Source organism: Lentzea sp. NEAU-D7, assembly GCF_026242055.1.
GTDB lineage: Bacteria > Actinomycetota > Actinomycetes > Mycobacteriales > Pseudonocardiaceae > Lentzea.
Map to the genome: position 1 here is coordinate 519471 of NZ_JAPJDL010000002.1, position 14417 is coordinate 533887.

The window sequence follows — 14417 nt, forward strand, 5'->3', positions numbered from 1 at the left end:
TCGTTGCATAGGCTTGCACCCATGACTGCGTACACGGAGGCGGAGGGGCAGACCCTCCGCACGGCCGTTTTCGGTGCCATGGTGCTGGTGTCCACTGCGGACCCCGGCTCGGTCGACGAGGAGAGCCAGGCCGGCGTCAGGGCCATCACCCTGCTGCCGGACGACATGCGCGCCGTCATCGCCGCCGCGCCGCCCTCGCTGCCGAAGGGCTCCACGTCCGAAGTGGAGTCCGGGGTCCTGGCCGCGCTGCGCGACTCCGTGGCGATCATCAACGCCCACGAGCCGCGTGACGTGCCGATCTTCCGCGCGGCCGTGTCGGAGATGTGCCGCTCGGTGGCCGGTGCGGACGGCGAGGTGGCGGCGGCGGAACGCGCGATGGTGACCAAGGTCGTCGAGGCGCTGGGCTGACGGGACGCACCCGCCTGGCCGGTCAGGTCGTGCTGGGCCGAGTCGCGAGCCAGGCGGAGTGCTCCTTGCCGATCACGGCCTCGGCCTCGGCGACCACCGAGGCCCAGTCGCTCTCCGCCGCGTAGGGGAGTCGCCGGTCGACGTCCGCGAGCTCCCCGGCCGCCGTCGCGTAGCGGACGCTGAGGTTCTCGTACTGCCGCAGCCCGATCCACGCCGCGCCGCCCGCGACGGCCGCCGCCATCACACCGGACAGGTCGACGTCCCAGACGCCGTTGATGCGCAGGATGGCGAAGACGATCGCGACGAGCTCGCCGACGATCATCAGGACGCGGAACACCGTCGCGCGGGTCTCGTTCATCGCGGACCTGTCGCGGTACCACTGCAGCTGCGGGCGCACGCGGGCCTCGCGGTAGGTGGTCCTGCGCTCGTCGAACGGCCTGGCCCGCAGCTCGGTCATGACCCGCTCGCCCGCGTCGTTCGTGCTGGTGAGCATGACCTCCCCGCGGTGGTCCCTGACCGCGTCGGCGATGGCGAGCTCCAGGGCGTGGCGGGGGTCCTGGGCGCCGCCGGGGAAGGGGGCGCCCGCCACGGCGTAGCGCCACGCCAGCGACTTGACCCGTTCGGCGACGGTCCTGCCCGCGTTCCACTTCAGCTCCGGGTGCATGACCCACAGCAGCAGCTCGCCGAACAGGGCGACGAGGAACCCGCCCAGCGCCACCCACGCCCAGACGTCGACACCGGTGCCGCCGAGCTGCCACTTGAACGCACCACCCACCGCCGCGACCACCGCGCCGATCAGCCGCACCCTGCTGAACAGCAGCGTGAGCCGCTGACCGAGCCGGGAGACCGCCTCCGCGTCGTGGTAGAAGCCGGGCAGGTGCTCGTCGTTCATCATGTCCTGTTCTCGTGCGCCGAAGTTGATCGTGGTCAGCCCACGGCTTGATTATCACGGCGCCGCCGGACCGCGAGGGTGATCTTGAATTGATCCGATGAGTTCGGGTGTTTGCGCCAACAAGAGGACTTGACCGCCCTCGTTCCGGTTGCAATCATCGGATCTTCTCGCCGCCGCCCCGGACGAGAAGAGCGTGGCGCATGGGAGTACGTCGTGTGTGTGCGGCCGTGGTGGCCGTGTTGCTCGCAAGCTTGCTCACCGCGGTGGCCCAGGGGCCCGCGCAGGCCGAGGTGCGCCATCCGCGGCAGGAGTGGCTGCGCCAGTCCACCGCGGGCCTGTTCCTGCACTGGGGCATGTTCACCGCCCCGAAGCACCTGAACTGCGCCGAGTGGGAGCGGGACGTCACCGGTGGCGGCTGGACCGCCGACTACTGGATCGACGAGGCGCGCAAGCTCGGCGCCTCCTACGTCGTGCTGGCGACGTTCCACAGCAGGCTCGGCTACGCACGGCCGTGGCCGTCGAAGATCCCCGGGAGCTGCGCCACCGGACGCGACCTGCTCGGTGAGCTCGTCCGGGCGGGCAAGGCCAAGGGCGTCAAGGTCGTCCTCTACATGACCGACGACCCGCAGTGGCACAGCGAGCAGGGCGTGCAGATGCTCGACTCGGCCGCCTACTCCGCGCACAAGGGCGAGCAGGTCGACCTCACCACGCGGGAAGGCTTCGGCCGGTACAGCTACGACCTCTTCTTCGAGGTGATGAAGAACTACGACGACCTCGCCGGGTTCTGGATCGACAACGACAACGAGTACTGGGAGCGCAACAGGCTCTACGAGCAGGTGCGGGCACTGCGGCCGACCTGGTTGCTGAGCAACAACAACGAGGACACGCCGATCATGGACACGGTCTCGAACGAGCAGAAGACCGGCATGGTCCCGTCCTACGACTACCCGGCGGCGACCTTCACGCCGATGCCGCGCCTGTCCGAGGCCTGCTACAAGCTGCCCACCACCGGCGACTGGTGGTACGACGGTGGCGACCACGCCGTCGACACCCGCCTGAACACCGGCCGCTACATCACCAACGCGGGCTCGTCGATCAAGTCGCTGATGGCCGAGACGCCGATGGTGAACGGCAGGATGCCCGCGCGGCAGGAGGCCTACAACGACTTCATGGCGCGGTGGGTGCCGCCGATCCGCGAGTCGGTCCAGGGCGTCGAGGGCGGCGGGTACATGTACGGCGGCATGCAGCCGGGGTTCTGGAACGACGGCGCGCACGGCGTGATCACCATCAACCCCAGGACCGGCAGGCAGTACGTCCACGTCGTGACCCGGCCACGTGCCGACTTCGTCCGCCTGCGGGACAACGGGTACCGGGTCACCGGCGTCCGTGACCTGCGGACCGGCGAGCGGCTGCGGTTCACGCAGTCGGCAGGGCACCTGACGATCCAGGGCATCACGCAGTGGGACGAGTACGACACGGTGTTCGCCGTGGACACCCTTGGCCGGCAGGGCTTCCACACGGACGTGAAGGCCTCGGCGACCTCGTCCGCGAACGGGTTCCCCGCCTCGAACCTCACCGACGGCAGCCACGAGACGTACTGGGACGCGGCCGGTGCCCAGCCCGTGTCGATCTCGCTCGACCTGGGGCGCCGCAGGAAGGCCTCGTTCCTCGCGATCAACCAGCGCGAGTCGTCGCCGACGCACGCCCGCGTGTCGTTCGGCAGGCCGGAGGACTCGAGCCGCGTCAAGGACTACCAGCTCACGGCGTCCGACGACGGCCGCACCTGGTGGCACGTCCGCAGCGGCGCGCTGCCCTCGGCCCGTGGCACCCAGTTCATCGACATCGGCGCGCAGGAGGCCCGGTTCCTGAAGCTGACCGTGCTCGGCACCTGGGGCGGACCGCAGGCGCCGGCTTACTCCAGGCAGCTGAAGATCGACGAGATCCGCGTCGGCCACAGCTATCCGCGCGGGCCGGGGGACGGCGCGCTGGAGGCCGAGGACGCGTCGCGGTCGGGTTCGGTTCGCACCGAGTCCTGCGCGGCCTGCTCCGGCACGAGGCAGGTGGCCGGCCTCGGCGGCGGTGAGCGCGACGCCGTGACCTACTACGACGTTTCCGTTGCCACGACTGGAAGTTACGCCTTGCGGCTGGACGTGACGGCGGCTGAGGCGTCCACCGTGTCCGTCTCCGTGAACGGCGCGGAACCGGTGTCCGTCGCGGTGCCGAAGGACCGCGCCGACGTGCCGGACCCGGCGTCGATCGCGGTCCCGTTGAACGCGGGCCGCAACACCGTGAAGGTCTTCGGCGCCGGCCGGTTCGGCCTGGACCGCGTCTCGGTCGGCGGGCTGCCACCGTCGGACTACACGCCGAAGACGACCCTGACCGTGCAGCCCCATGGCGTGCAGTGGACCGGGCCGGGCCAGCAGTCCGTGAAGATCACCGCGCGCCTCCGGCTCGACGCCGACGACCAGATCGACGACGTCTCGCTGGCACCGTCGCTGCCCGCCGGCTGGACGCTGACCGGCGCACCCGCTGTGTGGACGTCGATGCGCCTCGCCGGTCTGCTCGAAGGCACCTGGACCGCGACCTCGCCCGCCGGGCAGGACGTGGGCTCGGTGAGCATCCCCGTCACCGCCTCGTTCCGGTTGCTGGGCGGTGACCGGAAGGTCTCGGGCGCGGTGCCGATGCGCACCAGGCCCGCCGGCCGCGTGTTCGTGCGCGAGGCCGAGGACTCGGCGAACCAGTTCGGCAGCACAGGCCTGGCGAACTGCGGTGCGTGCTCCGGCGCGGAGAAGGTGCGCAACATCGGTGGCAGCCCGGACGCCGCGGTGACCTTCCCTCAGGTGACGGTGCCGGAGACGCGGTCCTACCGGCTGTTCGTCCAGTTCACGGTGAACGGGCCGCGTTCGTACTTCGTGGCGGTCAACGGGGAAGCGCCGGTCGAGGTCAGGCTCGACGGGGTCGGCAACAACACCCCTTACGTGGCCGAGATCCCGGTGGCGTTGAATGCCGGTGCCAACACCATCAGGTTCGGCAACGACACCGCCGGTGCTCCCGATCTGGACCAGATCGCACTTGCCTAGGTGAGAGGACGTGCTCGACCGGTCGGCCGCTGAAAGGCACCCTGCCCCGGCGGGGTGCCTTTCTCAGGAACCGGCGCGCATCATGGGGTGATGCTGGAGGCATTGCGGCGGCAGGTGAGTCAGGGTCTCTTCGAGAAGGTCGTGGGTCCAGAGCGGGAGGAGCACGCGCGCAGGATCCACGGCGCGCCCGGCCCGCGGCTGTTCGCGGACGACCGGCCGATCCGGCACGTGCACGCCGATCACGCCATGTTCATCGGCGGGCTGCGGGCGTTGCTGCTGCAGTCGTTGCACCCGCTGGCGATGGCGGCGGTGGCGCAGCACTCCGACTACCTGACCGATCCGTGGGGCCGGTTGCAGCGCACGAGCCTGTTCGTGGGCGTCACCACCTACGGCACCGCCGAGGACGCGCTCAAGGCCGTCGAACGGCTCGGGCGTGTGCATCGGCACATCCACGGCACCGCGCCCGACGGCCGCTCGTACCGCGCCGACGACCCGCACCTGCTGGGGTGGGTGCACGTGGCCGAGGTCGACAGCTTCCTGCGCTGCCACCAGCGTTACGGCGAGAAGCCGCTCGACGACTACGACGGCTACGTCGCCGACATGGCGGTCATCGCCGACGCCATGGGCATCCCCGACCCGCCGCGCACGACCGCCGCGCTCGAAGCGAAGCTCGACTCGTACCGGGCCGAGCTGAAGGGAACGCCCGAGGCGCGCGAAGCGGCCAGGTTCCTGCTGTTCAAGGCACCGTTGCCGCTGCTGGCACGGGGGCCGTACGCGATCCTGAGCGCCACGGCGGTCGCCACGCTGCCGGTGTGGGCGCGGATGCCGCTCCGGCTGCCCTACCTGCCGATCTCGGAGGCCACCGGCGTGCGGGTCGCGGGCCACGCGCTGATGCGCGGCCTGCGGTGGGTCACGAGCTGAGGGTCAGCGGAAGTCGCTGACCCGGAAGGTCGACAGCATGTCCTGAAAGCGCGGGTTGTTGCTGTGCGGGTAGAAGGACGCCTCGACGCCCACCCAACCGCGGAAGGCGCCGTCGTCGTCGATGATCTGCATCATCGGCTTCACGTGGGAGTTGCCCGTGTAGCAGGATTCGATGTCGGTGCCGTTCGAGTTCCTCGTGAGGCACGTGCACCAGTGCCAGTGGGTGTCCCTGCGGTCGCTGCTGGAGATGCGCTGGATGTAGTTCTGCAGCGAACTGTCGTTGATCGCACTGCCGCCGCCCGTGCCGGGACAGCTGGGCTGTTCCTGACAGGCCTTCTCCGAGGAAGGCTGCAGGTAGGTCAGGCACCAGGTCGTGGTGGCGCAGGTGCGGAACGACCCGATCTTGAACGCGCCGCCCACGCCGTGGTTGAGCGCGTCGTGCGTCCAGCCCTGGTAGTCCTGCAGGAGCGTGCCGGGGAAGGCCCGCACGGTCGACGCGGAACGGCTGGTGCTCAGGGAGGCGTTGCTGCCGTAGGCGTAGCCGACCGTGGCCAGGGTGTTGAACGCCTGGTCGAGGCGGACGAGCTTGCCGTCCGGACTGGTCGCGATGATCCACTGCTCCGACCAGGCCTGGCCGGCATCGGTCCAGGTGATCTGCAGCTTGTCGCCGTCCAGCGAGTACCTGCCCGTCCTCGTCTCGGGAGGGGAGTCCATGAAGCCCCCGGCGGTCAGCACTTCGCACGCGCGCACCAGGGTCTGACCGACCGCGTTCGACCTGGTCGTACAGGTCGGGTCGGGTGTCGTTCCGGTGCGCTGACGAGCGACCGGGTGGCGTTGCCACCAGAGGTAGGTCCGCGCCCGCACGCCGCCGTCGGACGTGAACTGGTAGTTCCCGAGCCGTACCCAGTTGTCCCTCGCGGTCCCGGCCTTGAACGAGCCGAGCGCGACGACGAAGTTGGCCTTGCCGCCGGGCAGGTCGGCGGCCGACGCCGGGGCGGGCAGAAACGCGAACAGGGACAGGAGGAGCAGGACGACAGGTGCCTTGCGCATGCATCCCCCAGAGATGAGCTAGCCCTCCAGGTAGTTCACCACGAGCGGCGTCGCTTCGCTCGCGAACTCCTCGAAGTAGCCGTGTCGCGCGCCCTCGATCAGGTGCATCCGGGCGCCCGGGATGCGTGACGTGATCAGGGGAGCGTTGGCCGTCGGGTTGAAGACGTCCTCGGTGCCGTGCACCACCAGGGTCGGTGCGGTGATCGACGGCAGCACGTCCCACGCGTCGTGTTCCGCGCTCGCGAAGAGGTGCCGCTTGCGCGCGTACGGCGGCATCTGCGGGTCACCGAGCGTGTTGTACGGGCCGCGGTAGGCCGGTGTGTACATCAGCTCCTCCAACGCCCTGCGCGCCTTCATCGGCTCGACCTGCGCCAGCGACCTGCGCACCTCGGCGCTGCGCTCGACGCCGTGCGCGCCGCCGGGGGAGGTGCAGCCCAGCACCAGCCGGTCGACGTGCTCGCCGTGCTCCGCCGCGATCCACTGCGCGATCCGCCCGCCCATCGAGGTGCCGTAGACGTGCGCCCTGCCGATCCCCGCGTCGGCCAGGATCGCGACGCAGTCGGACGCGAACATCCGCGTGCTGTACGGGACGTCGGGCTTGTCGCTGGAACCGGTGCCGCGGTGGTCGGTGACGATCGTCGTGAACCGCGCGGAGAAGTCCTCCCGGACCTGTGACCACCAGCGCGACGAGTTCGACTGGCCCGCGATCAGCAGCAGGGGAGGCCCGGAGCCCTCGACCGAGTAGAAGAGCCTGGTTCCGTCGGCGGCACGAGCATGAGGCACGACCGCCAAGTCTAGTGCCGCGACCAGAACCTTGACTTCCCGATAGATGGTCTAGTCCAATTCGGGGTGACCCCCTGCCGGCCGCCAACGCGTGAGGGATGGAACCCATGCTGTTGTTCGCTCGAATATCCGCGGTGGCCGCACTGGTGCTCGGCACCGTGATCGTGAGCCTCGCCCCCGCCAGTGCCGCCGGAGTCACGGCGACGTTCGCCAAGAACGGCTGGGCGAGCGGCTACACCGCGACGGTGACGATCAAGAACGAGACCAGCGCTGCCATCAGCTCCTGGAAGGTCGAGTTCGACTACCCGGCCTCGACCACCGTCGGCGCCTACTGGGACTCGCTGCTCACCAAGAGCGGCAACCACCACACGTTCGTCAACCGGGAGTACAACGGCTCCGTCGCGCCCGGCGCCAGCGTGACGTTCGGCTTCAACGCCGCCGGCACCGCCGACCCGTCGAACTGCACGGTCAATGGCGCCGTCTGCACCGGTGGTACCGGCCCGACGACCAGTTCGACCACGAGCACGACGGCCACCACCACGACCACGACTACTACGACGACGACCACGACCGGTCAGCCGCCCACGGGGCAGTTGCCGCGCAAGGTGCTCGTCGGCTACCTGCACGCGAGCTTCGCCAACGGCTCCGGCTACATCCGGATGAAGGACGTGCCGGACGAGTGGGACGTCATCAACCTGTCGTTCGCCGAACCCACCAGCGCGACGAGTGGTGACCTGCGGTTCAGCCAGTGCCCGGTCGCGGAGTGCCCGAACGTCGAGTCCGAGGCCGAGTTCATCGCCGGCATCCGCGCCCAGCAGCAGAAGGGCAAGAAGGTCAACATCTCCATCGGCGGCCAGAACGGCCAGGTCCGGCTGGAGACCACGGCGGCGCGCGACGCGTTCGTGCGCTCGGTCAGCGCCATCATCGACAAGTACGGGCTGAACGGGCTCGACGTCGACTTCGAGGGCCACTCGCTGTCGCTGAACCCCGGCGACCTCGACTTCAGGAACCCGACCACGCCCGTGGTCGTGAACCTGATCTCGGCACTGCGGACGCTGAAGGCCCGCTACGGAGCCGACTTCGTGCTCACGATGGCGCCGGAGACGTTCTTCGTGCAGGTCGGCTACCAGTTCTACGGCGGCACGGGCACCGGTGACGCGCGCACGGGCGCGTACCTGCCGGTGATCGAGGCCATGCGCAACGACCTGACGTTGCTGCACGTCCAGGACTACAACTCCGGACCCGTGATGGGGCTGGACAACCAGTACCACAACATGGGTGGCGCGGACTTCCACGTGGCGATGACCGACATGCTGCTCGCCGGGTTCCCGGTGCGCGGTGACACGTCGAAGGTCTTCGCGCCGCTGCGCCAGGAACAGGTCGCGATCGGCCTGCCCGCCGCAATGTACGCGGGCAACGGGTTCACGTCCGTCGCGGACGTCCAGACCGCGCTGGACTGCCTCACCAAGGGCACCCGGTGCGGCACCTACAAGCCGAAGGGCGTGTACCCGAACCTGCGCGGCCTCATGACGTGGTCGATCAACTGGGACAAGTACAACAACTACGAGTTCTCCAAGGCCCACCGGGCTTACCTGCCCCGATGACGGTGTGGGGGCGGCATCGCCGCCCCCATCCCTTACGCCAGGGTGGACCAGAACTGCAGTTCGTAGGCCTGCAGCAGGCGGCCATAGCGCCACGCGTGCTTCGGCTGCCAGCCCGCGTCGAGGGCGGCCTGGATCGCGGCGATCGCACGCTCCTCGAGCTGCGGCGCGGGCGTCGCGAAGAAGTCGACGAACGCGCACGCCTCGTCGCTGAACCCGTAGTGCTCGCGCAGCCCCTTCGCCATCCGCGCGCAGTACCCGCCCCACGCGGTGAAGTTCGCCAGGATCGCGAGGATCACGTCCGCCGGCTCGCCGTTGAGCGCCATCCACGCCTGGTACGCGGGGTAGGCCTGGCAGCCGGGGAACGGTTCGTAGGCGTGGAAGTCCTTGGCGGACATGCCCGCCGCCTTCGCGAGCGGCTCCAGCATCGGCAGCACCAGCTCCTCGCCGCCCGCGAGCAACGTGAAGAACCCCCGCGCGTTCGGTTCGCCCGCCTTGCTCGCGAGCGCCAGGAATGTTCGCCAGTCCGACGACACGATGTGGTTCTCCTCGGCGGCGAACGTGGCGATCACAGCGCGCGGCGCCTGTCCGGTCTCGATCAGCTTGACCACGAGGTTGTCGTGCTCACCGGGGTGCAGCTCGGTCCGGATGCGCGTGACCAGCTCTTTTGCGTTCATGGTCCGGATTCTTCCGCAGACGGGAAATCGTTCGCCAGACCGGCACGGGATCGGGGAGCATCTTCGCTCGTGGCTGAACACACCTACCGAGTTCTCGTCCGCGGACGTTTCGCCGACCTCACCGACGACCAGCGCGTGACGCTGCGGGAGCGTCTGAAGGGCTTCGACTTCCTGCGCGACGCCGGGTTCAGCGAAGAGGGCGCGCTGACCTACGACGAGAAGCTCGACTTCTTCAGCTACCGCGTGATCCTCACCGCGGCCGAGAAGCCGGACGACGCGGGACTGCGGCGCGCCTCGACCGCGCTCGACGCGCTCGGCGTCGACTTCAAGGGCCTGAAGGCCAAGGTCACCGACATGGACGAGATGAAGGTCAACCGGCCGAAGCGGCTGGGCTGACCGAAGGGACGGCCCCGCGCTCCAGGGAGAGTGCGGGGCCGTCGGTTCACCGCGTGATCACGGGTAGTTCGCCAGGTAGGCCTCGGTGGAACCGGCGGTCGCCGTGCCACCCGAGTTGTTGATGATCCGCTGGATGGTTCCCTTGCCGCCCAGCGACACGGTCACCATGCTGTGGAACTTCACGCCGGGGGTGTTCGGCACCTCGAACGCCCGATCGGCGACCACCGACGGGTTCGCGTTCATGAAGGCGTAGCTGCCCAGGCCCCACGCCTCGTGCGTCGTGACGTTGTTGGAGACCTTGTACGCCGCGTAGCCGCGGGTCGAGCCGTTCATCCACGCCGCCTGGTTGGGCACCTCGTACGGCATTTCGTTCTGGTAGAAGTACGTCCGGCCGCCCTGGCCGTTCCAGATGGTCTGGTACTTCTGGTAGTGCTCGACGAACAGGCCGTACATCGTCACGTTGTTGCCGTTGACGATCAGGCCGGTGTCGGCCGTGTTGAGGTCCCAGCCGACGCCGATGGAGTGGTCGCCGCGCCACAGCCACAGGTGGTCACCGATCACGTTGTGGCTGTTGACCACCAACGAGGTCGTGGCCCGCCCGACGGCCGAGCCGCCGATGCGCGCGTACACGTCGTGCAGCGACGTCGGGTTGGCGGAGTGGTTGGCGTTGCTGCCCGGAGCGCCGACCTGCATCAGCAGCGGCGAGTTGGTCGGGGCCGCGTCGATGAGGATCCCGGCGATCTTCACACCGTCCACATCGGCCACGTCCAGTGCCATGTTCCCGTTGGTGGGCATGACGGTCGCGAGACCGAGGCCCAGCACGACGGTGTCGGGACGGGTGACGCGGATCGGCTCGCTCACCTGGTGGACGCCCGGCGTGAGCAGCAGGTGCTTGCCGGCCGCGAGCTGCGCGTTGATCGTCGCCGCCGAGGTGCCCGGCTTCGCGATGTAGAACTGCGACAGCGGGATGTTCGTGCCCTGCTGGGTGCCCGAGGCCCAGGTGGTGCCGCTGGTGTTCGAGCGCAGCGCCGGGACGAACACGTTGTAGTTGCCGCCGCCGTCGACGTTCAGGAACGGCTTCTCGCGCACGACGGGGGTCTGCGCCACGTTCGTGTACGGCGGTTCGGGGAACGAGGTCTGCGGCGCGTTGCGCGCGCCGACGAACACCATGTTCCAGTTCTCGCCGGTCCACGAGCCCCACTCGGTGTTGCGCGACAGCCACTGCTGCTGCGAACCGGAGCGGACCTGGCCGGTGACCACGGAGTCGGCGAGGAAACCGCCACTGGACCAGCCGTTGTCGTCGAGCTGCATGTTGCCGTAGGTCTTGGTGCGGCGCATCGCGGACGCCTGCGACACGGCCCAGGTGTTGGTGCCCGAGGGCGGCCGGATCGCGAGGTTCTCCGCGCCGCGCCAGAAGTTGTGCGTCGCGTTGCCCTGGAACCAGTCGGCCTCGACGTGCACCTGACCGTTGATCGTCACGCCGTCCGGCAGCATGCCCAGGCCGAGGACCTGGGTGAAGAAGCCGATGTTGACGTCGACGTTGTAGTTGCCGGGCTTGAACATGATCGCGTACCGGCGCGCGTCGTACTGACCCTCTTCCTGCTGGCGGAAGATGTCGTCGAGCCGCGCCTGGATGGTGGCCGCGGGCATCGACGGGTCGAAGACGAGCACGTTCGGGCCGAAGTCGGGCTGGCCCGGCTGCTGCGTGCCGCCGGCGAGGCGGAAGAGCTGTGCGTTGGTCCCGTTGCAGGTGTACTGGACCAGCTGGACGTCGGCGGTGGACGCACCGGGCACGTCGAGGCACTTGGCGCTGTGGCGGTTCACGAACCGGTAGGTGTCCGTGCCGACCTGTTCGGGGCGCCACTGCTGGTTGTTCGCGTTGAACGACTGCCACATGTGGACAGCGGCGTTGTCCGCGACCGAGACGTTCGAGACGTCCCAGACCTGACCCTGGCCGACGGTGAAGTAGCCGTCGCTCGTGGGCGTGAAGGTCCAGGTCTGCCCTGAGCATCCTTGTTGGCGGAGCTGTGCGCCGTTGGCCGTTCCCAGCGACTCCACGCACTTTCCGCTGCCGACGTTCGTCACTTGATAAGCGGTTCCGGGCACCACGTCGGCCTGCGCCGCGACCGTCCACACGGGAACGATCGCCGCTGCTGCCAACGCTGCCACCAGCAGGGGGGTTCTCACCGGTCACAGGGTGGGGTGGTTCGATGCAACCGTCAACGAACCTTACTGTTTCCGGTCGCGTTCCGGTATTGCCAAATCGATTTGTCAAATGGCACCGTGCGGGTGTGGAGCTGTCGCCGTTGCGCCTGTCGCTGCTGGAACTGCTGAAGTCGCCCGCCTCGGCGACGCAGCTCGCGGCGGCTCTCGACCTGCCGAGGCAGCGGGTCAACTACCACGTGCGAGCCCTGGAGCAGGCGGGACTCGTCGAACTGGTGGAACAACGGCAGCGGCGCGGCTGCGTCGAGCGCGTCCTGCGCGCGAAGCCCGGTCGCGAGATCGCCGCCGGTGTCCAGGACCAGTTCGCCGCGACGCACCTGGTGTCGGTCGCCGGGGACGCGGCGCGCGAGGTCGAGCGGATGTCCGGCGCCGCGGCCTCGGCGGGAAAACGCTTGCTCACGTTCACCGTGGAGACGACCGTCCGCTTCGGCGCGCCCGGCGACGTCCACGAGTTCACCAGCGACCTCGCCGAAGCGGTGCGGCAGATCGCGCTGAAGTACGACACCGACGCAGGCCGCCCGTACCGGGTGGTCGCCATGGGCCATCCCGGAGCGGCAGATGAGTGACGAAGGCGTCCAGATCGAGATCACCGTGGCCGCACCGGTGGCGGAAGTGTGGCAGTCGTTCCGCGACAAGGAGAAACTGCGCCACTGGCACGGCTGGGACATCCCGGAGCTCGACGCCGAGATCGAGGAGATCTACTTCGCGAACGCCGAGGAGGACGGCACCACGCTGGTCGTCCAGGGCCACGACACGTTCGTGCTGAGCACCGTTCCGGAAGGCACCCGCGTCGTGCTGACCCGTGCGCCCAAGGGCACCTCACCCGAGTGGGACGACTACTACGACGACATCACCGAGGGCTGGATCACGTTCCTGCACCAGCTGAAGTTCGCGCACGAGTACCACCCCGGACAGAAGCGCCGGACGCTGTTCTGGCCCTCCGAGGTCGACCTCGGGGTGAGCGGCAGTCCGTTCTTCGAGTCGGCGAACCAGCGCGGCGTCGTGGTCGGGGCGTTCGGTCCGGGACTGGTGGTCACCAGCGCGAAGATGACCGTCGTGACGACCTACGGGTTCTCCGACGACGAGCTGGAGGCGCTGCGTCAGAAGGGGCCCGCGGACGTGGCGGACCCGAAGTAGCGGGTCAGGAACTCGTTGCGGAAGACGCCTTTCGGGTCGTGCTCGCGCAGCAAGGCCCGGAAGGCGTCCCACTGCGGGTAGCGGGCCGCCAGCAGGGCCGGTGGCACCGTGAAGAGCTTGCCCCAGTGCGGCCGCGGCGCGATCGCCTCCTCCAAGCGGGGCAGCAGCCTCAGCACGGCCGGGGTGTCGGGCACCCAGGTGAAGTGGATCGCGAGGCTGTCGCGGTCGAAGGCGGGGCTGAGCCACTGCGGCTCGGCATCGATCGTGCGGATCTCGCAGGCCTGCACCAGCGGTGAGATCACCGTCGACATCTCGGCCAGCGCCCGCAGCGCCGTCACCGCGCGGGTCCGCGGCACGAAGTACTCGGTCTGCAGCTCCTCGCCGACCGACGGGGTGAACTCGGCGCGGAAGTGGGGCAGCCGCTCGTGCCACGGGCCGGGCACGCCGCCCTGCAGCGTGCAGCGGGAGGCGGGCTGACCGGGCACCGGGTGCGCTGGTTCGGCCGCCGGCCGCCCCGGGAAGGCGAACTCCTCGTCGCCCACCCGGTGCTTCGCCCACAGCGTCGCACCGCCCTGCCAGTCGACGAACGCGCTCACGCTGTACGCGCCGTCGAAGATCTGCTCCAGCCGGACGAGCAGCGTCGTCCAGGCGACGTCCTCGTACACCGTCTGCGCGACCTGGAACGACGGCACCACGTCCAGGGTCACGGTCGTGACGACACCGAGGCCGCCCATCGACACCGGCGCGCCCGCGGAGGTGAGCTCGACGACCGAGCCGTCACCGCGCATGACCTCGACGGACCGCACGGCACCGGCCAGCGACCGGGACCCGGAGCCGTGCGTGGCGGTGGCGATCGCACCGGCCACGGTGATGTGCGGCAACGACGGCAGCGTGTGCAGGGCGAGGCCCGCCGCCTCCAGCCGGACGGCCAGCGAGGCGAGCGTCATGCCCGCGCTCACCCGCACCGCGTGGCCGGACACCTCGAAGATCTCCGGCATGGCCGCCAGCGACACCAGCGTGCCGGTCGTGTCGGCGATCGTGCTGAACGAGTGTCCCGAGCCGACGACGTGCACGGCCGATGAGCCGCGCACGAGCGCACGCAGGTCTTCGGTTGAGGCTGGGGCCACGGTCTCGGCCGAGGTGAAGGTGACGTTGCCGGCCCAGTTGGTGCTCATATGCACACGTTAGGCGTCATAGCGCTGTGAGTGAACTGCACTATTGCTTCAGTGTTGACCAAAATTGAGTTGTC

The 14417-nt window shown here is 69.2% G+C and carries 13 protein-coding genes; 7 read left to right on the forward strand and 6 right to left on the reverse strand.

The features are described from left to right. The first annotated feature begins 21 nt into the window (after positions 1-21). The gene (locus tag ORI60_RS05820) at positions 22-408 is read left to right on the forward strand and encodes a TerB family tellurite resistance protein (protein ID WP_266035151.1); all 387 of its coding nucleotides are present in this window, start codon (positions 22-24) and stop codon (positions 406-408) included. Between the two features lie 22 nt (positions 409-430). On the opposite strand, the gene ORI60_RS05825 is transcribed toward ORI60_RS05820, so the two are convergent. Beyond that, positions 431-1303 carry a DUF4231 domain-containing protein gene (locus tag ORI60_RS05825; protein ID WP_266035153.1) on the reverse strand — a complete coding sequence of 291 codons (873 nt, stop codon included), beginning with the start codon at positions 1301-1303 and terminating at the stop codon, positions 431-433. A gap of 197 nt (positions 1304-1500) precedes the next feature. Here ORI60_RS05825 and ORI60_RS05830 point away from each other — a divergent pair, with 197 nt between their 5' ends. Together ORI60_RS05830 and ORI60_RS05835 are read left to right on the forward strand one after the other, a co-directional pair. After that, positions 1501-4380 carry an alpha-L-fucosidase gene (locus ORI60_RS05830; RefSeq protein ID WP_266035155.1) on the forward strand — a complete coding sequence of 960 codons (2880 nt, stop codon included), beginning with the start codon at positions 1501-1503 and terminating at the stop codon, positions 4378-4380. Between the two features lie 90 nt (positions 4381-4470). Beyond that, the gene (locus tag ORI60_RS05835) at positions 4471-5301 is read left to right on the forward strand and encodes an oxygenase MpaB family protein (RefSeq protein ID WP_266035157.1); all 831 of its coding nucleotides are present in this window, start codon (positions 4471-4473) and stop codon (positions 5299-5301) included. A gap of 3 nt (positions 5302-5304) precedes the next feature. Here the strand turns inward: ORI60_RS05835 and ORI60_RS05840 are convergent, their stop codons facing one another. Both ORI60_RS05840 and ORI60_RS05845 read right to left on the reverse strand, forming a co-directional pair. Beyond that, positions 5305-6351 carry a hypothetical protein gene (locus ORI60_RS05840; RefSeq protein WP_266035158.1) on the reverse strand — a complete coding sequence of 349 codons (1047 nt, stop codon included), beginning with the start codon at positions 6349-6351 and terminating at the stop codon, positions 5305-5307. A gap of 18 nt (positions 6352-6369) precedes the next feature. Then, a complete protein-coding gene (locus ORI60_RS05845; protein WP_266035160.1) occupies positions 6370-7134 on the reverse strand; it encodes an alpha/beta fold hydrolase in 765 nt (254 codons plus the stop codon). 107 nt (positions 7135-7241) lie between these two features. Between ORI60_RS05845 and ORI60_RS05850 the strand changes: the two genes are divergently transcribed. Continuing rightward, a complete protein-coding gene (locus ORI60_RS05850) occupies positions 7242-8738 on the forward strand; it encodes a chitinase (protein ID WP_323055877.1) in 1497 nt (498 codons plus the stop codon). A 32-nt stretch (positions 8739-8770) separates the two neighbouring features. On the opposite strand, the gene ORI60_RS05855 is transcribed toward ORI60_RS05850, so the two are convergent. Beyond that, a complete protein-coding gene (locus ORI60_RS05855) occupies positions 8771-9412 on the reverse strand; it encodes a transcriptional regulator (protein ID WP_266035164.1) in 642 nt (213 codons plus the stop codon). Positions 9413-9481: 69 nt separating this feature from the next. Here ORI60_RS05855 and ORI60_RS05860 point away from each other — a divergent pair, with 69 nt between their 5' ends. After that, positions 9482-9808: a DUF6204 family protein gene (locus tag ORI60_RS05860; protein ID WP_266035166.1), complete on the forward strand. Its 327-nt coding sequence runs from the start codon at positions 9482-9484 to the stop codon at positions 9806-9808. A 57-nt stretch (positions 9809-9865) separates the two neighbouring features. Here the strand turns inward: ORI60_RS05860 and ORI60_RS05865 are convergent, their stop codons facing one another. Continuing rightward, entirely contained in the window at positions 9866-11995 is a 2130-nt protein-coding gene (locus ORI60_RS05865) for an RICIN domain-containing protein (RefSeq protein ID WP_266035168.1), read from the reverse strand. Positions 11996-12099: 104 nt separating this feature from the next. Between ORI60_RS05865 and ORI60_RS05870 the strand changes: the two genes are divergently transcribed. Both ORI60_RS05870 and ORI60_RS05875 read left to right on the forward strand, forming a co-directional pair. After that, a complete protein-coding gene (locus tag ORI60_RS05870) occupies positions 12100-12597 on the forward strand; it encodes a winged helix-turn-helix domain-containing protein (protein ID WP_266035170.1) in 498 nt (165 codons plus the stop codon). Beyond that, a complete protein-coding gene (locus tag ORI60_RS05875; RefSeq protein WP_266035172.1) occupies positions 12590-13168 on the forward strand; it encodes an SRPBCC family protein in 579 nt (192 codons plus the stop codon). Before ORI60_RS05870 ends, ORI60_RS05875 begins: the two co-directional genes overlap by 8 nt. On the opposite strand, the gene ORI60_RS05880 is transcribed toward ORI60_RS05875, so the two are convergent. Further along, a complete protein-coding gene (locus ORI60_RS05880; RefSeq protein WP_266035174.1) occupies positions 13132-14343 on the reverse strand; it encodes an FAD-binding protein in 1212 nt (403 codons plus the stop codon). The two genes, ORI60_RS05875 and ORI60_RS05880, sit on opposite strands and share 37 nt — an antisense overlap. Positions 14344-14417: the final 74 nt, after the last annotated feature.